The following is a 20,371-nucleotide window of genomic DNA, read 5'->3' as shown; positions in this document are numbered from 1 at the left end:
AGAAAAAGGATAGAAACAAATATAGCATATATAGTAAGAAAAATAAAAAAAAGAAATTGTTTGACAAGAAGAAAAATCCATAGTATTATAATATGGCATGTTCAAAGAGCGAGCGGCAAATATTAAAATAAAAATTATTTGACAAGTTACTCTTGAGGGTGTATACTTATTTTATACCGCATGAGCTTGGAGCTTTGGAAAATTAAAAAAATCATAAAAAATTGATAAAATGATTTGACAAGCAAAAACTTATGTAGTATTATATAAGAGTCGCAAGATACAAGCGACATTGAACCGAGATTAACATCGCAAGATGGTGATCATAAATTATATAGAATACAATAACAACAACCAAAGTTAATACTTTGAGTACAATGATTCTTATCCTTATATATAAGAGATAGGGACAAAATTTAAATCACGCATTTGATATAAGTCAGATGTAAATGATAGAGTCTTGATCAGAGACTTTCATAACAAACTATTTATGAGAGTTTGATCCTGGCTCAGGATAAACGCTGGCGGCGTGCATAACACATGCAAGTCGAACGATGAAACTTAACTGATTTCTTCGGAATGATTTTAAGCGGATTAGTGGCGGACGGGTGAGTAACGCGTGAGTAACCTGCCTTGCACAAGGGGATAGCCGTTGGAAACGACGAATAATACCCTATGATATCAACCTATCGCATGATAAGTTGATCAAAGATTTATCGGTGTAAGATGGACTCGCGTCTGATTAGCTAGTTGGTGGGGTAAAAGCCTACCAAGGCAACGATCAGTAGCCGGCTTGAGAGAGTGTACGGCCACATTGGGACTGAGACACGGCCCAGACTCCTACGGGAGGCAGCAGTGGGGAATTTTGCACAATGGGGGCAACCCTGATGCAGCGACGCCGCGTGATTTAGAAGGCCTTCGGGTTGTAAAAATCTTTTGTATGGGAAGAAAATGACAGTACCATACGAATAAGGACCGGCTAATTACGTGCCAGCAGCCGCGGTAATACGTAAGGTCCGAGCGTTGTCCGGAATCATTGGGCGTAAAGGGTACGTAGGCGGATAAGCAAGTTAGAAGTGAAATCCTATAGCTCAACTATAGTAAGCTTTTAAAACTGTTCATCTTGAGGTATGGAAGGGAAAGTGGAATTCCTAGTGTAGCGGTGAAATGCGCAGATATTAGGAGGAATACCGGTGGCGAAGGCGACTTTCTGGCCATAAACTGACGCTGAGGTACGAAAGCGTGGGTAGCAAACAGGATTAGATACCCTGGTAGTCCACGCCGTAAACGATGAGTGTTAGGTGTCTGGAATAATCTGGGTGCCGCAGCTAACGCAATAAACACTCCGCCTGGGGAGTACGCACGCAAGTGTGAAACTCAAAGGAATTGACGGGGACCCGCACAAGCAGCGGAGCATGTGGTTTAATTCGACGCAACGCGAAGAACCTTACCAAGTCTTGACATATTACGGAGGTATGTAGAGATACGTACTTACTTCTTCGGAAGACTGTAATACAGGTGGTGCATGGTTGTCGTCAGCTCGTGTCGTGAGATGTTGGGTTAAGTCCCATAACGAGCGCAACCCCTATTGTTAGTTACCATCATTAAGTTGGGGACTCTAGCAATACTGCCGGTGACAAACCGGAGGAAGGTGGGGATGACGTCAAATCATCATGCCCTTTATGACTTGGGCTACACACGTGCTACAATGGCAGGTACAGAGGGAAGCGAGACTGCGAAGTTAAGCAAAACTCAAAAAGCCTGTCCCAGTTCGGATTGCACTCTGCAACTCGAGTGCATGAAGTTGGAGTTGCTAGTAATCGCAGATCAGAATGCTGCGGTGAATGCGTTCCCGGGTCTTGTACACACCGCCCGTCACACCATGGAAGTTGGCAATACCCGAAGCCTGTGAGCTAACCTTTGGGAGCAGCAGTCGAAGGTAGGGTCAGTAACTGGGGTGAAGTCGTAACAAGGTAGCCGTATCGGAAGGTGCGGCTGGATCACCTCCTTTCTAAGGATGAGAAGTCGACACGTTGACTTCTCACACGGAAAAGAATATAAAGATCGTTGATATTAAAATATTAAGGTATCTAAGAAAATTTAAATTAAAAACAATATAAAACATGGGGATATAGCTCAGCTGGGAGAGCACCTGCCTTGCACGCAGGGGGTCAAGAGTTCGAATCTCTTTATCTCCACCATAATGACCTATCCCAATTTTGCGAAGCAAAATTGATGGAAGGTCAGACGTCGCGGCGTTTCAAAGTTTCGAAGAAACTTTGTCAGCAAGCCGACGAGTTTGGCAAAAGATAGAGTCATTAGAAACTGAACCACTTAGCAATAGCTAAGATAAAACTAAATAGCAAAAAATATTTCCAGTCAAGAAAGAAAGGGCGCAAGGTGGATGCCTTGGCACATGAAGGCGAAGAAGGACGTAAGTGAACGAAAACTAGGGCAAGCTCACAACAAGCACTGACCCCTAGGTCTCCGAATGGGGAAACCCGTCTGTGGAAGACACAGTCATTACTAAGTGAATACATAGCTTAGTAAAGCAAGACCCTGTGAACTGAAACATCTAAGTAACAGGAGGAAAAGAAAGAAAACTCGATTTTCCAAGTAGCGGCGAGCGAAAAGAAAAGAGCCTAATCCATTGAGGAATATCTAGTTAGTCGAATCATCTGGGAAGATGAACCAAAGAAAGTGAAAGTCTTGTAGACGAAAACTAAATAAACCAGGGAGGAAAGTAGCACCGGACACGAGGAATCCGTTGTGAAGATAGGGGGACCATCCCCTAAGGCTAAATACTAACATGTGACCGATAGCGAACAAGTACCGTGAGGGAAAGGTGAAAAGAACCCCGAAAGGGGAGTGAAACAGAACCTGAAACCTAGTGCCTACAAGCAGACAGAGGGCTAAAGCCTGATGTCGTACCTTTTGTAGAATGGGCCAGCGAGTTATCGTATTTAGCAAGGTTAAATCTTTAAGAGATGAAGCCAAAGCGAAAGCGAGTCTTAATAGGGCGAATAGTTAAATGCGATAGACCCGAAACCGGGTGATCTATCCATGGTCAGAGTGAAGGTGAAGTAAAATTCACTGGAGGCTCGAACCGGGTACGGTTTAAAACGTATCGGATGAACTGTGGATAGGGGCGAAAAACCAAACGAACTCGGATATAGCTGGTTCTCCTCGAAATAGCTTTAGGGCTAGCCTTTGATTAAGATTTAAGGAGGTAGAGCACTGAATGGTCTAGGGCGGCTTACCGTACCAAAACCTATCAAACTCCGAATGCCAAAAAATCAGATCAAGGAGTCAGACTTAGAGGGATAAGCTTCTAAGTCGAAAGGGAAACAGCCCAGACCGACAGCTAAGGTCCCAAAATCTGGATTAAGTGGAAAAGGATGTGAACCTACTAAGACAACCAGGACGTTGGCTTAGAAGCAGCCATGCATTTAAAGAATGCGTAATAGCTCACTGGTCAAGTGGGTTTGCGCCGAAAATGAACGGGGCTAAAATCCAGTACCGAAGCTTCGGATTGATAGAGGATTTAAAAGTAACTATGAAAAAGGTTAGAAGAAAAACTAGACGGAAATATTTAAAAATATCAACAAGATAAACGAGTTATCAATAAACTAATTACGCAAACAAGTAAAAGGTAAGTTGTAAACTACGAAATCACCAAACAGTAAAATCTGGTTTAAGTATTCAAACCAAAATCATAGCTAGTTTTAAAGCCTCTATCAGTGGTAGAGGAGCATTGTATGGGCGAAGAAGCATAAGCGAAAGCACGTGTGGAGCGCATACAAGAGAGAATGCTGGCATGAGTAGCGAGAAGGGATGTGAGAATCATCCCCGTCGAAACCCTAAGGATTCCTGAGCAAGGCTCGTCCCCTCAGGGTAAGTCGGGACCTAAGGCGAGGCCGAAAGGCGTAGCCGATGGATAACAGGTTTAAATTCCTGTACCGCTTAAAGTCGCTATAGAGAAGTGATGACGCAAGAGGATAAGCTAAGCTAGCTGATGGATGCTAGTCTAAAAAGTAAGGCTTTCATGTAGGCAAATCCGCATGATAGACGGCTAAGCTTTGATAGGTATCGAAAACACAAGTAGAGAAGTAGCTGATTTCAAATTGCCAAGAAAAGTCACTATCAAGACCAAAGCGCCCGTACCAAAACCGACACAGGTAGGGAGGTAGAGAATACCAAGACGCGCGGAAGAACCTTTGTTAAGGAACTCGGCAAAATGTCCCCGTAACTTCGGGAGAAGGGGAGCCAGAGCGATCTGGCCACAGAAACCAGGCCCAAGCGACTGTTTACCAAAAACACAAGTTTCTGCAAAATCGAAAGATGAAGTATAGGAGCTGACACCTGCCCGGTGCTGGAAGGTTAAGGGGAAGGCTTAGCATAAGCGAAGGCTAGAACTTAAGCCCCAGTAAACGGCGGCCGTAACTATAACGGTCCTAAGGTAGCGAAATTCCTTGTCGGGTAAGTTCCGACCCGCACGAAAGGTGTAACGATTTGGGCACTGTCTCAACAAAGGATCCGGTGAAATTGTAGTAGTCGTGAAGATGCGACTTACCCACGCTAGGACGGAAAGACCCCGTGGAGCTTTACTGTAGGCTGATATTGGACTTTGAGATTAGACGTACAGGATAGTTGGGAGACTTAGAAACACGCACGCCAGTGTATGTGGAGTCATCCTTGGGATACCAACCCTCTAATATTAAAGTTCTAACGATGACCCTTGAATCAGGGCATCGGACATTGTCAGTTGGGCAGTTTGACTGGGGCGGTCGCCTCCCAAAAAGTAACGGAGGCGTTCAAAGGTTCGCTCAGAATGGACGGAAACCATTCGTAGAGTACAAAGGCAGAAGCGAGCTTAACTGCAAAACCTACAAGTTGCGCAGAGTAGAAATACGGACTTAGTGATCCGGTGGCACCGCATGGAAGGGCCATCGCTCAACGGATAAAAGCTACCCCGGGGATAACAGGCTTATCTCCCCCAAGAGTCCACATCGACGGGGAGGTTTGGCACCTCGATGTCGGCTCGTCTCATCCTGGGGCTGAAGTAGGTCCCAAGGGTTGGGCTGTTCGCCCATTAAAGAGGCACGCGAGCTGGGTTCAGAACGTCGTGAGACAGTTCGGTCCCTATCCAGCGTGGGCGTAAGAAATTTGAGAGGATCTGTCCCTAGTACGAGAGGACCGGGATGGACACACCTCTGGTGTACCAGTTGTTCCGCCAGGAGCATAGCTGGGTAGCTACGTGTGGAATTGATAAGTACTGAAAGCATCTAAGTACGAAGCAGGCCTCAAGATAAGATTTCTCAGAGTAGGTAAAGAAAATACCTTTGATAGGTCCAAGGTGTAAGTGCAGTAATGTATTAAGCTAATGGATACTAAACTTTAAATCTTGACTGGAAATATTTTTTTAGAGACCTAACCCGATTTGTGAAACAAATCGATGGTAGGTCCTAGTCGAGAGTTCCCCAAGGTTTCGAAGAAAGCTTGGCTAGGAACTTACGGACCAATCCTAAGCTTAATGATAGCTTAGAACGGAGAAGTTTAACTCGGCTGCTATTTAGTGAATAAGAAGGTTCAACCTAACGAAAACAAGTTTTCGGGTTGGGTCATGAATATGGTGATGATGGCATGAGGGATACACCTGTTCCCATATCGAACACAGAAGTTAAGCCTCATAACGCCGATGGTACTCGGAGGGCAACCTCCCGGGAGACTAGGAAATCGCCAAACAAAAAAGACTCAGTTGTTTGACTGAGTCTTTTTTGTTACATAAAATTATAAACCATACATCGCATAAAAAAAGTATATATTAATATTCTAACTAAAAAGAATTATGAGCTAATCGAACGGCAATAGATACATCTTGTCACGAAAACCCGTTTGCTTCGCAAACTATTACGCACTATCGTGCTTTGTTTTCGGCATAAACATGCTAGTTAAAGCATGTTTATGTATACCGAACACAGAAGTTAAGCCTAACAAGGCCGATAGTACTCGGAAGTAGCCGTCCGCTTGCTTTAGGACAAACCTCCCGGGAGACTGTTAAAATGCCTAAATGGCATTTTGACCCTGAAACAAAGCTGCGGAAGCAGCGAATGAGTTTGCGTAAGCAAACGGGTTTCAGTGGAAATCGCTAAACAAACAAGACTTGGTCAAAAGACTGAGTCTTTTTCTGTATAATAAAATAAAAAGCAGGGAACCGGGAGACTCTTAAATCACCTAAATGGTGATTTAAGCCTGAAACGTAGCTACGGAAGTAGCGGAGGAGTTTGTGAAACAAACGAGTTTCAGTGGAAATCGCCAAACAAACAAGACTTGGTTAAAAGACTGAGTCTTTTATTGTGTTTAAAAATGTATAATTTATGGAAAAGTCAACACCTGTCACGAAAACTCGTTTGCTTCGCAAACTATTACGCACTATCGTGCTTTGTTTTCGGCATAAACATGCTAGTTAAAGCATGTTTATGTATGACCTGTCACAGAAAACATGCCCATCCGGCTCTCATAGAGGATCCTCCACGGGAGTGGTTCACCGAAGGTGAAAGCCTGATAACGCCGATGGTGCTTGGAAATAGCCGTCCGCTTTCTTTAGGACAAACCTCCCGGGAGACTGTTAAATTGTCTAAATGACAATTTAAGTCTGAAACATAGCTACGGCAGTAGCGGAGGAGTTTGTGAAACAAACGGGTTTCAGTGGAAGCCGCTAAACAATTAGGACTCAGTCAGTCGACTGAGTCTTTTTCTGTATAAGAAAATAAAAAGCAGGGAACCGGGAGACTGTTAAATTGTCTAAATGACAATTTAAGCCTGAAACGTAGCTACGGAAGTAGCAGAAGAGTTTGCGAAACAAACGAGTTTCAGTGGAAATCGCCAAACAAACAAGACTTGGTTGAAAGACTGAGTCTTTTATTGTGTTTAAAAATGTATAATTTATGGAAAAGTTAACACCTGTCACGAAAACTCGTTTGCTTCGCAAACTATTACGCACTATCGTGCTTTGTTTTCGGCATAAAAATGCTGGTTAAAGCATGTTTATGTATGACCTGTCACAGAAAACGAGCCCATCCGGCTCATAGAGGATCCTCCACGGAGTGGTTCACCGAAGGTGAAAGCCTAACAACGCCGATGGTACTCGGAAGTAGCCGTCCGCTTTCTTTAGGACAAACCTCCCGGGAGACTCTTAAATCACCTAAATGGTGATTTAAGCCTGAAACATAGCTACGGAAGTAGCGGAGGAGTTTGTGTAACAAACTAGTTTCAGTGGAAATCGCCAAACAAACAAGACTTGGTCAAAGGACTGAGTCTTTTTATGTATAAGAAAATAAAAATAGGGAAACGGAACACATAGGTATTAAAACATCCGTCACCTTAATCACTTAGATAATTTTAGAAGGCATTTGTATTAGCTAAACTACATATGATGATAAATTTTTAAATTAGCTATAGACAAATCAATAATAAAAGGTATCTTATAACTTGTAAGTTATATTTTTGGAATGTAGCCAAGTCGGTAAGGCACCAGATTCTGACTCTGGAGAGCACAGGTTCGAGTCCTGTCATTCCAGCCAAATTATTAGGTCCGTGGATGAAAATCTGCGGATTTTTATTTTACAAATTTTTAGAAGAGATAAAAGTTTATATGCCCTTAGATTTAGTATTTCCCAATGCTCGCTGAGAACCTATTAATTGATTAAATTAAGCTTGTAGTTTGGAAAGTTTTTTAAATTTGGTATTTAGAGAGTAGTTTGAATCTGAAATTATATAAGTTATATGGATATAGAAGAGGATTCTACAGGCGTTCGCTAATGCTCATTTAGTCGAAGCTAAGGCTTATGATTTCGAAATTATATCTACATACAAACCACGTAGTATCCTTATTCGGCAATGATTCTTATTCGGCCATGGCAGCTGGCCTTGCCTCCCTCAAAGGACCAAGGGACGGCGGCACTAACATAAAAGTAGCCAAGATGCTTGATAATATAAGGGAAAATGTAAAAGAGAAGGGAGATAAAAAAGAGATAAGGGACTACCTAGAAACAATTCTAGATAAAAAAGCCTTTGGAGGCGAGGGACTAATTTACGGCCTAGGCCACGCAGTCTACACCCTATCAGATCCAAGAGCAGTCCTCCTTAAGGAAAAGGCCAGATAACTTGCCAAAATCAAGGGCAGGGAAGCCGACTTCGCCTTCGTAGAAAACATAGAAAAAATAGGCCAAGAACTAATAATGGAAAAATTCAACAGACCCTATCTACCCTGCGCTAACGTAGACCTATATTCAGGTCTGGTTGACGATATGCTAAAAATCTCAAGAGAAGTTTTCCTCCCAATCTTTGCCATAGAAATAACAGTAGGCTGGTCCGCCCACAGGCTAGAACAAATCGTAGATAAGAAGATAATAAGGCCTGCCTATAATTATCTGGGTGAGAGGAAAGAATACATAGGGCTTGATGAGAGATGACAAGTAAAAAGAGGGAAAAAATTTAAAAAATCTTAGTTGATAAAATCCCAAAATCTGAAACGAGGATTAAGGGGTTCTATTATCTTTATTTTTATGAGCTTAATAGACGAAAAAGATTGAAACAAAATATAAGAGGAAGGCAAATACATAATATTGTACACTATGAAGTATAAACGTTTGCAATAAAGTATATTTAATTACAATTAGTATTTCATCTATTTTATAGTGGATATGAAATTATTGATGAAAACTATTGACAAATTTTAAATTTAGTATATACTCAAACATAAGAGATAAAAAACAAACAAATATAAACGTATATGGTTAAGGAGGACTTATGGAAAGAAAAGATATAATAAGCAAGAGAGTGAAAATATCATTTTATTTAGATGAATCTAAATCTAATTTATTGCAATCCAAATAAGCATTAAGGAGTAATTATGTATGAATTAGTAAAAAAGATAGAAAAATCAAAACCCTTTTTCGATAAAGTATCTAGAAATATATACTTAAGATCAATAAAAGATGGTTTTAACTCTGTAATTCCTTTAGTGTTATTTTCAAGTATTTTTATTCTTATAGCCTTCGTACCAAATGCCTTTGGTGTGGTTTGGTCCGATAGGACGGTAGACCTACTTATGAAGCCTTATAACTACTCAATGGGTATCTTAGGTTTTTTAGTAGCAGGTACTACAGCCAAGTCCTTTACTGATATGGTAAATAGGAGCATGGATAAGAAAAAACAAATAAACTTTATGTCTACCATGCTTGCGGCTATGGTTGGATTTTTAATCCTTTCGGCAGATCCTGCAGAAGAAGGTGGATTTTTAAGTGCCTTTATGGGAACTAAGGGTCTTATTACAGCCTTCATAGCAGCCTTTGTAACAGTAAATATTTACAAAGTTTGTATGAGAAATAATGTTACAATCAAGATGCCTAAAGAGGTACCACCAAATATATCTAAGGTATTTACTGATTTAATACCTTTTGCTATATCAATTATAGTAATATATGCCACTGATACAATAATTAGATATTTAACAAATGCTAGTTTAATAGAATTTATAAATCTAGGATTTAATCCTATTTTTAAATTGTTAGATGGATATATTGGTCTTACAATTATTTTTGGATCGTATGCTTTTTTGTGGTTTGTGGGGATCCATGGTCCTTCAATATTAGAGCCAATATTGATAGCTATTTTATATTCAAACCCTGAAGTAAATTTGAATTTAATGCAAGCTGGAGAGCATGCTAATAGAATTATAAGTTCTGGAACCCAAATGTTTATAGTGACATTTGGTGGAACAGGAGCAACTCTAGTAGTTCCTTTTATGTTTATGTGGCTATCAAAATCTAAAAGAAATAAAGAAGTTGGGAGGGCTTCAGTAGTTCCTACTTTCTTTGGAGTAAATGAACCAATCTTGTTTGGAGCACCAATTGTTATGAACCCAACATTTTTTGTACCATTTATTTTAGCGCCTATCGCTAATGTTTGGATATTTAAGTTTTTTGTAGATGTACTGAACATGAATGGATTTACAACTAACTTACCTTGGGCATTACCAGCTCCTATTGGTATTATTTTAGGGTTAAATTTTCAAATGAAATCAGTAATATTAGTTTTAGTATTGATATTAATTGATTCATTAATTTATTACCCGTCCTTTAAGGCTTATGATAATAAAATTTTAGTAGAAGAAAAAAGTGGAAATACTTCAGAAAGTAAGATTTTAGAAGAAAAGGTTAAGGCTAGTTTTGATACAAAAGAAGCCAGTTCTATATTAGAAAAAAACAAAAAAGAAGAGAATAGCACAGAAATATCTTCTCCAACAAAGGAAGTTGCGAGTGATGAGCCAATCAATGTCTTAGTTTTATGTGCGGGCGGAGGTACAAGCGGACTTTTAGCCAATGCCTTAAACGAAGCGGCAGAAGAACACGGAGCAAATGTAACAGCTGTAGCAGATAGCTACGGCGCTCACAGGGATATCCTACCAGACTTTGACCTAGTAGTATTAGCCCCACAAGTTGCTTCAAACTATGATGATATGAAACAGGAAACCGACCCACTAGGAATTAAGTTAGTTAAGACTCAAGGAGCTCAATATATTGGACTTTCAAGAGATGGACAAGCCTCGCTAGATTTCGTAAAAGAGAGCATGAAATAGTGAAAAAACTACCAGAAAATGTTATATTAAGAGGCATAATATTAGCCGGTGACTAATATTTTTTATAAAATATAAAGGAAATAATTTATAATTTAAAAATAAATGATTGAAATCTTGATATTATAGATGAAGATTTAAGAATCTTTCCCATAACAAAAGAGAATGATGATTTTTCAGATATAAACTTTTATATTAGAAATTGGATTAAACACTTTTTGTTGAAGAATAAATTTAAAGGGCAAGCGATAAAAGATGGATGTATTTATGAAAATAAAGGAGGTGACATAAGATAATTTGATGCATATGTTCGCAGAATTCAAAGAGGTTGTATTCTGAATCACTTAGAACTTTATGATCAAATCATGAGGTTTTAGAAATAGTATCCAATTCATAAAAATCTACATCATAAAAAATGACTTAAGATTTGAAGGGAAAAATTATTTAAAATAATAATGTATATTATTGTTATACGATTAAATTTAAAAATGTTTTGAAAATCAGATAGGAGTATTGTCAAATTTTTTGTGTAAACTCCAATTTATAAAATAGGGTTTTATAAATATAAATTTATAATAATAACATCTATTTCTTAGGAAATAGCGAGAATTTAAAGGAGAATTTTAATATGGAAGAAAAGAAATACCTTAAATGGTATAACAAAGTAGGTTATGGATCGGGTGATTTAGCAGGTAATGTTGTATACGCCTTCTTATCATCATTTGTTATGCTGTATCTAACAAATACTGTAGGATTAAATCCTGGAATCATTGGAACTCTTATTATGGTTTCAAAAATATTTGATGGAATAACAGATATGTTCTTCGGAACTTTGATTGATAAAACAAAAAGTAAACTTGGAAAAGCAAGACCATGGATGCTTTATTCATACATAGGATGTGCAATAACTCTTGTTGCAAACTTTGCAATTCCTGCAAGTCTTGGTTCAAAAGGTCAATATATATGGTTTTTCATTTCATATACATTATTAAATGCAGTATTTTTTACAGCAAATAATATAGCGTATGCTTCACTTGTAACATTTTGTACAAAAAACAGCAAAGAACGTGTTGAGATGGGATCATTCCGTTTTATATTTGCATTTTCTACAAGTTTACTTATACAATCAGTTACAATTCAATTTGTGAAAGCGGCAGGAGGAGATGCAGCTGCATGGAGACTAGTAGCAGTAGTTTATGCAATAATAGGACTTATAGTTAATACTATTTCGGTATTATCAATAAAGGAATTATCAGAAGAGGAATTAAAAAAAGGAAAGAATCACACTGATGAAAAATATAGTTTAGGAGAAGTAGCAAAACTTTTATTTTCTAACAAATATTATTTGATGATTTGTGGTACTTATATCTGTCAACAAATTTATTCAGCTATGCTTAATATGGGAATTTATTATATGATTTACATATTGAAAAATGAAAATTTATTTGCTGTATTTTCTTGGGCTATTAATATTCCAGTAATTATTGCGATGTGTATTACTCCTACACTTTTAGAAAAGATGAATGGATTATATAAAATGAATCTTGCTGGATATATATTAGCAACACTTTCACGTGTAGGAGTTATTGTTGCAGGCTATATGGGAAGTGTTCCACTAATGATTGCGTTTACAGCAATTGCAGCATTAGGAATGGCGCCATGGCAAGGAGATATGGGTGCAGTTGTTGCAAGCTGCTCCGAATACACTTATCTAAAAACGAATAAGCATATAGATGGGGCTATGTTTTCTTGTACTTCATTTGGAACAAAGATCGGTGGAGGTTTAGGTGTTGCTATAAGTGGATGGTTACTTAATGCGAGTGGATTTGTAAAAGATGCAACCATACAACCAGATTCAGTTTTAAGTATGCTTAATGTTATGTATTTATGGATTCCTATGGTACTTTCATTAATTATAACTTTTATAATGTCAAAAATGAATGTAGAAGAAGCAAATAGGAAGCTTAAATTAGAGATGGAGGAAAATTAATATGTTATATGAGGGAATTAAAGAAGATCAACGTTTGGTATCAGTTGTACCGAGTAGGAGACAAATTGAGTATCATAATTTAGAATATTTTTGTTTCATTCACTTTACTGTAAACACCTTTACGGGTAGTGAATGGGGCTCAGGTAATGAATCTCCATCAATTTTTAATCCAGAAGAATTAGATGCTCGTCAATGGGCTAAAACAGCTTCTGAGGGTGGTATGAAAGGTCTTATACTTACTTGTAAACATCATGACGGTTTTTGTTTATGGCCAAGTAAGTACACAGAACATAGCGTAAAAAATTCTCCATATAAAAATGGTAAAGGGGATATAGTTAAGGAAACTGCGGAAGCATGTAGAGAATATGGATTAAAATTCGGAGTATATCTTTCTCCGTGGGACAGAAATAATGAATCTTATGGGAAAGGTGTAGAGTACGATGATTATTATATTAATCAACTTACAGAACTATTGACAAATTATGGGGATATATTTGTTATTTGGCTTGACGGTGCATGTGGAGAAGGAAGTAATGGCAAAAAGCAAGTTTATGATTGGCAAAGATATTATGATGTCATGCGTAAATTACAGCCAAACGCAGTAATATCAATTTCAGGTCCAGACATTCGTTGGGTTGGGAATGAAGCAGGAGAAGTTCGAGAAAGTGAGTGGAGTGTAGTATCGGAAGATATGACCGACCCGGCAATTACTGCACAGCTAAGCCAACAAGAAGATAATGAAGAGTTTCGTAATCGACCTTTGGATGAAACTCAGGAAGATCTTGGAAGTAGAGAATGTTTAAAATCTGAGGAAAAGTTAGCTTATTATCCAGCGGAAACAGATGTTTCTATCCGTCCTGGTTGGTTTTATCATGAAGAGGAAGACGACCAAGTTAGATCTTTTGAAAATTTAAAAAAAATATACTTATCATCAGTCGGAGGCAATACTACACTTCTATTAAATTTACCGCCTATGAAAAATGGAAAACTTCATCCAACTGATGTTAAAAATGTAAAATTACTTGGAGATTTTATCAAAGAAACATTTAGAGAAAATTTAACTGAAACTTCAGAAATCACTACTATACCTGAAACAGATGTCGATGGTAAAAATGCTGACTGTATTAGGATAGATGATTATGAAAAAGTATTTAAAAATAAAGATGGTGATAGAGAACTTTCAATTAATTTTAAATGGAAAGAAAAAAAGAAGTTGTCTTATATGGTGTTAAAAGAAGCAATAGCTTTTAGTCAAAGAGTGGAAAAATTTTCTATATGGTATAAAAATGAAGAAAATAAAATGGAAAGAATTGCTGATGCAACAACTATAGGTTACAAAAAAATTATAGATTTAAAAGGTATTAATACAAATGAAATTGAAATCCACATTGAAGATTCTAGGGTAGCTCCTATAATTTCTTTTGTAGGAGTGTATTAACTTTAATTGCGTTTTTCTAAAATTGTGTTTTTAAATAAAAATCAACCAAATTCTTAATCAGGGATAGATTTTCTATCCCTGAAGTTTTATTTTGATAAAAAATATAGAGGACTTTCATCTTCTATGGTAAGAAGTTTAGCTCTTCAAATTAAAGCTGAAAACTCGCATGTAAGTCCGATATATACGACTCAATTTTCTCATACAGCGTCTATAAATACAGCAATAAGGGCTGGATTTGAGATGAATGTTTGTATTTGTGCTAATAAAAATTAAGACTCAAAATACCTTTATTTAAGATATATACTTAACTAAGGGTATTTTTATTTTGAAAATATTAGAAAAATATTTTTTGCAAACGCTTGACAAATGTTCGAGTATGATGTAATATAAAAATAAGCAAACAAAAAGAATAAATAAAAAACAAAAACAAACACAGGAGGTTTTATGAATGTGTATATTTCTTCCGACAAGGATGCCTTAAAACTCAAGGATGCCTTGATCGAAGAGTTAGAAAACTTATCTGTCGCTTATGAAGATTTGACAGAAGATGGTTTTGATTTTGTGGACAGCTCTAATGCAGTTTGTGAAAAGCTTTTAGAGGTGGACGGAATCTTAACAACAGGAAGTGATGATGCAAGTGTAGGGATAGTACTTGATAGATACGGTGCAGGAAGCTATATGGCTTGCTCAAAGCATAAGGGAATGGTTGCTGCAGAAGTATCTGATGAGAGAAGCGCCCTAATGACCAAAAGACACAACGGAGCAAGAATTCTTGTGATGGGATCAGGAGTAGTGGGAGAAGATTTAGCGAAATCTTGTCTAAGAAACTTCCTAAGCCATGGTTATGACGGAGGCCGTCACCAAATAAGAATCGACATGCTCAACAAAATGATGTAGGAGGTAAAGATGAAAATAGCATTAGGATGTGACCACATAGTCACAAGTTTAAAAATGGAAGTATCTGACCACCTCAAAAGTCTGGGCCATGAAGTAGTAGACGTAGGAACATACGATAACACAAGAACCCACTACCCAATCTTTGGAAAAAAGGCAGGAGAGTTAGTAGCAAAAGGTGACTGTGACCTAGGAGTGGTTCTTTGTGGAACAGGAGTAGGCATATCAGCATCAGTAAACAAAGCCTTCGGCACACGTTGTGCTTTAGTAAGAGATTGTGCGACAGCTATCTATGCCAAAGAAGAACTAAACGCAAATGTGATAGCCTTTGGAGGAATGATAGTAGGAAGAGACCTAGCTTTTGAAATAATAGACTCATTTATCAATGCAGAATACAAGAAAACAGAAGAAAATGAGAAACTAATAGAAAAACTAATGGCAATAGAAGAAAAATATAAAGAAGATGAAAAAGACCAAGTGTCTAATGATAAATTCTTTGATGAATTTATAGAAAAATGGGATAGGGGAGAATACCACGATTAGGTAATTATGTCAGAGTTAATAGTAAGAGATAATGTATATATATCTGATGCTTCTAGCAAAGAAGATCTATTTAAAGAGCTTTACGATAAACTTAAGGCTGATGACTTGGTAAATGATAAGTTTCTTCAAATGGTTGAAGAAAGAGAGAAAAATTATCCAACAGGAATGGATATGTCTCTTGTAAGCGATAGCTTGCCTAATATAGCTATACCTCACACAGAAGCGGAAGCTTGTAAGGTTACTAGGGTAATACCAGTTAAGTTAAACAAAAAGATAAGCTTTAATAATATGATTGATCCAGAAAAAGAATTAGATGTTTCATTTATCTTCATGATATTAAATAATGAAGGTGGAATGCAGACAGATGTTCTCGCAAAGATAATGGATTTTGTTACAAAAACACAAGGAATAGAAGAGCTTTTCAGTTTAGATAGTGAAGATAAAATTTACGAATTTATTGAGAAAAATTTTTAGGAGGAAATTATGATTAAGATTTTAGCAGCATGTGGAGCAGGAGTTAATTCAAGTCACCAAATCAAGAACGCCTTAGAAAATGAAATGAAAAATAGGGGTTATGAAGTAAAATGTGATGCAGTTATGATAAAGGATATCACAGAAGAAATGATTAATAAATATGATATATTTGCCCAAATTTCAAAAACTGATTTAGGATTTGATGTAAATATTCCTGTAGTAGATGCAGGTCCAATCCTTTACAGAATGCCAGCTATGGCTAAACCTGTTTACGATAAGGTAGAAGCAATAATAAAAGAAGGAAATCTAAAGTAAATTAATAGATATAAAACAATAATTAACAAAATGGAGAAATAAAATGAGTGGAATAATAGAATTTGCTAATACCTATTTGGGAAAATTCATGGATATTATAATTCCTTCTGTGCTCATGCTTTTGGTACTTACAATTATATCTTTAATTGTAGGAGTTAAATTCTCAAAGGCCTTAGAAGGTGGTATTAGGCTTGCAATTTCAATTACTGCTATTGGTGCGGTAATGAACATACTTACCTCAAGTTTCTCAGAAGCTTTGCAAGCTTTCGTAGGAAGAACAGGTATTGAATTAAGTATAACTGATGTGGGTTGGGCTCCTCTTGCAACAATAACTTGGGGATCTCCTTACACCTTATATTTCTTGCTGGTAATGATAATAGTAAATATAGCTATGCTTTTACTAAACAAAACCAATACATTAGACGTTGATATTTTTGATATATGGCATTTGGCTATAACAGGTCTATTTGCTATGTATATGGGTGCAAATCTACTTGTAACAACACTTCTAGTAATATTTATAGGAGTATTAAAGATTATAAACTCAGACTTGATGAAGCCAACCTTTAATGATCTTTTGGATGCACCAGACGAAAACCCAATGACAACTACCCACATGAACTATATGATGAACCCAATAGTCATGTTATTTAATAAGATTATCGATAAGATATTTCCATTCTTAGATAAATACGATTTCGACGCTGCAAAGCTTAACTCTAAAATCGGATTCTGGGGATCTAAGTCAGCTATAGGAATCTATCTAGGATTGTTTATTGGTCTACTTGCAGGCATGCCTTTGATGGATACCTTCACCCTTGCCTTTACGGCAGCAACTTGTTTGGAACTATTTTCTGTAATAGGTCAATGGTTTATCGAATCAGTTGAGCCACTATCTCAAGGTATTGCAGACTTTGCCAACAAGAAACTTGGAGGACGTAGTCTAAATATCGGACTTGACTGGCCATTTATCGCAGGACGTTCAGAAATGTGGGCAGCTGCAAATATCCTAGCACCAATTATGCTTTTAATAGCAATCATACTACCAGGCAATAAAGTCCTACCATTAGGTGGTATAATAGCGATGGGACTTACACCAGCACTTTTGGTAGTAACTCGTGGTAGAATCATAAGAATGATACTTATAGGTATATTTATGTTACCAATATTCCTATGGTCAGGTACTTTGATAGCTCCTTATGCTACAGAAGCGGCTAAATCAGTAAATGCCTTCCCAGCAGGCCTATCTGAGTCAGCTCTTATCACTCACTCAACTCTCGAAGGACCAGTTGAAAAGTTTGTAGCTTACTTTGTAGGACTAGCAAATACACAAGGTGGAAAACAAATACTTATTGCTCTAGTAGTAATAGCTGTATATCTAGCCCTATTCCTATGGTATAGAAAAGAGATGATTAAGAGAAACGAGGAATACAAGGCTGGAAAAGAAGATGTAATAGAATAATAATAATTAAAATACCGTCAATCATAGTAGATGACGGTATTTATTTTAAAAGGGAAAATATATGTTAAAAGAAAAACGACAGGAGCTAATCCTATCTCAACTAGCAAACGATGGGATTGTTCAAGTTTCTAAATTAAGCGAGTTTCTTAAGGTCACTGACATGACCGTAAGACGAGACTTAAAGGAATTAGAAGATAAAAATCAACTTGTTAGAGTTCACGGTGGGGCCAAGAGTCTTGAGAAGGCTCTTCCCCGTGAGTTTTCTAATGAGGAGAAGATGTTAAAGAACAAGGATAAGAAAGAATACATTGCCAAAATCATTGCATCTCTTATAGGAGATGAGGAAAATATATTCCTTGGGGCAGGAACAACTATTGAGTATGTGAGTTCTTATATGACTAACAAGAACTGCAATATATACACGAATTCCTTGTATCTTTTTGAAAAGCTCAAAAAGATTAGAGGAACTAGGATATTTCTTATTGGAGGAGAATTTAGAGAAAGTACTGGTGCTTTTGTTGGCAGCCTTGCCCTAGATCTTGTAGAGAAAATAAGATTTACCAAGGCCTTTATTGGAGTAAATGGTATCAGCGATTCTTTCGCTTACACTTATAGCGTAGATGAAGGAGTTCTACAATCCAAGATATTGGATAATTCAAACAAGGCTTATCTAATAGCAGACTCATCAAAAATCGGCGTGGAAGACTTCTATGCCTTCTATAATATAGAAAACGCTGATGTCATAAGTGATGATAAAATATCCTTAAAAGGGAAGAAAGATATAGAAAGCTACACTAAGTTAATAAACTAAATTACCATGCAATAAATATCTTTCTAATAAAGATGTATTAGTTTTCAAAATAAATCCTTGGGTTATTGATAAAATAGCCTAGGGATTTTTGATTTAAAATATTCTATATAAAAAATATATATCTCAGTTTAAATCCTTGACAAATCTATTTAGGTGTTGTACTATACTCATGAACAAACAAAAACAAAAAAAAGAAAACAAAAACAAACAAAAATGTTGAGAAAGGATGTGAAATTTACTTTTTCTATCATTAAATTAAAATAATAATAGTGTTCTATTATATGGAAATGGGTTTTTAAAGATTTGCTTTTGATCAAAATAAGCGTTTTCTGAATAATAAAACTCTAGAAATAAATATAGTTGAGTATTTTTTAAAAAATAATAAATTTCCAAAATATATAAAAACGTTAGTGGGTATAAGTATATCAAAGAAAGGTGGTATTTATGAAGATGTATATTTCTTCCGACAAGGATGCCTTAAAATTAAAGGATGCCTTGATTGATGAGTTAGAAAACAAATCTATCGCTTATGAAGATTTGACAGAAGATGGTTTTGATTTTGTGGACAGCTCTAATGCAGTTTGTGAAAAGCTTTTAGAGGTGGACGGAATCTTAACAACAGGAAGTGATGATGCAAGTGTAGGGATAGTACTTGATAGATACGGTGCAGGAAGCTATATGGCTTGCTCAAAGCATAAGGGAATGGTTGCTGCAGAAGTATCTGATGAGAGAAGCGCCCTAATGACCAAAAGACACAACGGAGCAAGAATTCTTGTGATGGGATCAGGAGTAGTGGGAGAAGATTTAGCGAAATCTTGTCTAAGAAACTTCCTAAGCCATGGTTATGACGGAGGCCGTCACCAAATAAGAATCGACATGCTCAACAAAATGATGTAGGAGGTAAAGATGAAAATAGCATTAGGATGTGACCACATAGTCACAAGTTTAAAAATGGAAGTATCTGACCACCTCAAAAGTCTGGGCCATGAAGTAGTAGACGTAGGAACATACGATAACACAAGAACCCACTACCCAATCTTTGGAAAAAAGGCAGGAGAGTTAGTAGCAAAAGGTGACTGTGACCTAGGAGTGGTTCTTTGTGGAACAGGAGTAGGCATATCAGCATCAGTAAACAAAGCCTTCGGCACACGTTGTGCTTTAGTAAGAGATTGTGCGACAGCTATCTATGCCAAAGAAGAACTAAACGCAAATGTAATAGCCTTTGGTGGAATGATAGTAGGAAGAGACTTAGCCTTTGAAATAATAGACTCATTTATCAATGCAGAATACAAGAAAACAGAAGAAAATGAGAAACTAATAGAAAAACTAATGGCAATAGAAGAAAAGTATAAAGAAGATGAGAAAGACCAAGTGTCTAACGATAAATTCTTTGATGAATTTATAGAAAAATGGGATAGGGGAGAATACCACGATTAGGTATTATCTTTTATAAATATTATAAAATATAAGGAGGAGTATATGTCAGATAAGGAAATGTCAAGGAAAGATATAGGTATGCTTGGTTTTGAAATCGTAGCATATGCAGGAGATGCTAGGAGTGGTTTACTAGAGGCTATAAAATGCGCTAGAAATGGAGAATTCGATAAAATTGATGGTCTTGTAGAAAATGCTCAAGAGAACTTAAATATTGCTCACGCAAAACAAACTGAAATGTTGGCCCTAGATGCACAAGGTAAAGACCTTGATATAGGAATTATTATGATTCATGCTCAAGACCACTTGATGACAACTATGTTACTGAAGGATATTGTATACGATATATGTGAGATATACAGGAAGAGGTAATA

12 protein-coding genes, 2 tRNA genes, 3 rRNA genes and 1 pseudogene are annotated in these 20,371 nt (G+C 37.0%); all 18 read left to right on the top strand.

The window, feature by feature from the left end; genetic code table 11:
- Nucleotides 1-483 precede the first annotated feature (483 nt).
- The 18 genes and pseudogenes from C7D97_RS07190 to C7D97_RS07100 all read left to right on the top strand — a co-directional run bounded on the left by C7D97_RS07190 (nucleotide 484) and on the right by C7D97_RS07100 (nucleotide 20,369).
- A 16S ribosomal RNA gene (locus C7D97_RS07190) occupies nucleotides 484-2,008 on the top strand.
- Nucleotides 2,009-2,122: 114 nt separating this feature from the next.
- Nucleotides 2,123-2,198 (top strand) — tRNA-Ala (locus C7D97_RS07185).
- Nucleotides 2,199-2,374: 176 nt separating this feature from the next.
- Nucleotides 2,375-5,409: ribosomal RNA gene (locus tag C7D97_RS07180) — 23S ribosomal RNA — on the top strand.
- Between the two features lie 216 nt (nucleotides 5,410-5,625).
- Nucleotides 5,626-5,742 (top strand): 5S ribosomal RNA (gene rrf, locus C7D97_RS07175).
- Together the 16S, 23S and 5S rRNA genes with 1 tRNA gene alongside form the textbook arrangement of a ribosomal RNA operon.
- Before the next feature lie 1,762 nt (nucleotides 5,743-7,504).
- Nucleotides 7,505-7,580: transfer RNA gene (locus C7D97_RS07170), tRNA-Gln, on the top strand.
- Nucleotides 7,581-7,844: 264 nt separating this feature from the next.
- Nucleotides 7,845-8,471, top strand: a pseudogene (locus tag C7D97_RS07165) (citrate/2-methylcitrate synthase).
- A gap of 440 nt (nucleotides 8,472-8,911) precedes the next feature.
- Nucleotides 8,912-10,639, top strand: a complete 1,728-nt coding sequence (locus tag C7D97_RS07160; RefSeq protein ID WP_105301386.1) for a lactose-specific PTS transporter subunit EIIC — start codon at nucleotides 8,912-8,914, stop codon at nucleotides 10,637-10,639.
- A 625-nt stretch (nucleotides 10,640-11,264) separates the two neighbouring features.
- Nucleotides 11,265-12,626, top strand: a complete 1,362-nt coding sequence (locus tag C7D97_RS07155; protein WP_105301385.1) for an MFS transporter — start codon at nucleotides 11,265-11,267, stop codon at nucleotides 12,624-12,626.
- A gap of 1 nt (nucleotide 12,627) precedes the next feature.
- Nucleotides 12,628-14,064, top strand: coding sequence for an alpha-L-fucosidase (locus C7D97_RS07150; RefSeq protein ID WP_105301384.1), 1,437 nt, complete (start codon nucleotides 12,628-12,630; stop codon nucleotides 14,062-14,064).
- Between the two features lie 444 nt (nucleotides 14,065-14,508).
- Complete coding sequence (locus C7D97_RS07140; protein ID WP_105301383.1) at nucleotides 14,509-14,961, top strand: RpiB/LacA/LacB family sugar-phosphate isomerase; 453 nt, start codon at nucleotides 14,509-14,511, stop codon at nucleotides 14,959-14,961.
- A 9-nt stretch (nucleotides 14,962-14,970) separates the two neighbouring features.
- Entirely contained in the window at nucleotides 14,971-15,501 is a 531-nt protein-coding gene (gene lacB / locus C7D97_RS07135; protein ID WP_105301377.1) for a galactose-6-phosphate isomerase subunit LacB, read from the top strand.
- Nucleotides 15,502-15,507: 6 nt separating this feature from the next.
- A complete protein-coding gene (locus C7D97_RS07130; RefSeq protein WP_105301382.1) occupies nucleotides 15,508-15,975 on the top strand; it encodes a PTS sugar transporter subunit IIA in 468 nt (155 codons plus the stop codon).
- A gap of 9 nt (nucleotides 15,976-15,984) precedes the next feature.
- Nucleotides 15,985-16,290: a PTS sugar transporter subunit IIB gene (locus tag C7D97_RS07125; RefSeq protein WP_105301381.1), complete on the top strand. Its 306-nt coding sequence runs from the start codon at nucleotides 15,985-15,987 to the stop codon at nucleotides 16,288-16,290.
- A gap of 43 nt (nucleotides 16,291-16,333) precedes the next feature.
- Nucleotides 16,334-17,752, top strand: a complete 1,419-nt coding sequence (locus tag C7D97_RS07120; RefSeq protein WP_105301380.1) for a PTS galactitol transporter subunit IIC — start codon at nucleotides 16,334-16,336, stop codon at nucleotides 17,750-17,752.
- A 61-nt stretch (nucleotides 17,753-17,813) separates the two neighbouring features.
- The gene (locus C7D97_RS07115) at nucleotides 17,814-18,563 is read left to right on the top strand and encodes a DeoR/GlpR family DNA-binding transcription regulator (RefSeq protein WP_105301379.1); all 750 of its coding nucleotides are present in this window, start codon (nucleotides 17,814-17,816) and stop codon (nucleotides 18,561-18,563) included.
- 444 nt (nucleotides 18,564-19,007) lie between these two features.
- Nucleotides 19,008-19,460: an RpiB/LacA/LacB family sugar-phosphate isomerase gene (locus tag C7D97_RS07110; RefSeq protein ID WP_105301378.1), complete on the top strand. Its 453-nt coding sequence runs from the start codon at nucleotides 19,008-19,010 to the stop codon at nucleotides 19,458-19,460.
- A 9-nt stretch (nucleotides 19,461-19,469) separates the two neighbouring features.
- Nucleotides 19,470-20,000: a galactose-6-phosphate isomerase subunit LacB gene (gene lacB / locus C7D97_RS07105; RefSeq protein ID WP_105301377.1), complete on the top strand. Its 531-nt coding sequence runs from the start codon at nucleotides 19,470-19,472 to the stop codon at nucleotides 19,998-20,000.
- A 42-nt stretch (nucleotides 20,001-20,042) separates the two neighbouring features.
- Entirely contained in the window at nucleotides 20,043-20,369 is a 327-nt protein-coding gene (locus C7D97_RS07100) for a PTS lactose/cellobiose transporter subunit IIA (RefSeq protein ID WP_476692328.1), read from the top strand.
- The last annotated feature ends 2 nt before the right edge of the window (nucleotides 20,370-20,371 follow it).

The organism is Anaerococcus marasmi (assembly GCF_900290195.1).
Lineage (GTDB): Bacteria > Bacillota > Clostridia > Tissierellales > Peptoniphilaceae > Anaerococcus > Anaerococcus marasmi.
This window is presented reverse-complemented; position numbering and strand designations above follow the sequence as displayed.

Coding starts and splice junctions, on each gene's coding strand:
- C7D97_RS07160 (WP_105301386.1), top strand. CDS start 8,912: ATGTATGAATTAGTAAAAAAGATAGAAAAATCAAAACCCTTTTTCGAT.
- C7D97_RS07155 (WP_105301385.1), top strand. CDS start 11,265: ATGGAAGAAAAGAAATACCTTAAATGGTATAACAAAGTAGGTTATGGA.
- C7D97_RS07150 (WP_105301384.1), top strand. CDS start 12,628: ATGTTATATGAGGGAATTAAAGAAGATCAACGTTTGGTATCAGTTGTA.
- C7D97_RS07140 (WP_105301383.1), top strand. CDS start 14,509: ATGAATGTGTATATTTCTTCCGACAAGGATGCCTTAAAACTCAAGGAT.
- lacB (WP_105301377.1), top strand. CDS start 14,971: ATGAAAATAGCATTAGGATGTGACCACATAGTCACAAGTTTAAAAATG.
- C7D97_RS07130 (WP_105301382.1), top strand. CDS start 15,508: ATGTCAGAGTTAATAGTAAGAGATAATGTATATATATCTGATGCTTCT.
- C7D97_RS07125 (WP_105301381.1), top strand. CDS start 15,985: ATGATTAAGATTTTAGCAGCATGTGGAGCAGGAGTTAATTCAAGTCAC.
- C7D97_RS07120 (WP_105301380.1), top strand. CDS start 16,334: ATGAGTGGAATAATAGAATTTGCTAATACCTATTTGGGAAAATTCATG.
- C7D97_RS07115 (WP_105301379.1), top strand. CDS start 17,814: ATGTTAAAAGAAAAACGACAGGAGCTAATCCTATCTCAACTAGCAAAC.
- C7D97_RS07110 (WP_105301378.1), top strand. CDS start 19,008: ATGAAGATGTATATTTCTTCCGACAAGGATGCCTTAAAATTAAAGGAT.
- lacB (WP_105301377.1), top strand. CDS start 19,470: ATGAAAATAGCATTAGGATGTGACCACATAGTCACAAGTTTAAAAATG.
- C7D97_RS07100 (WP_476692328.1), top strand. CDS start 20,043: ATGTCAGATAAGGAAATGTCAAGGAAAGATATAGGTATGCTTGGTTTT.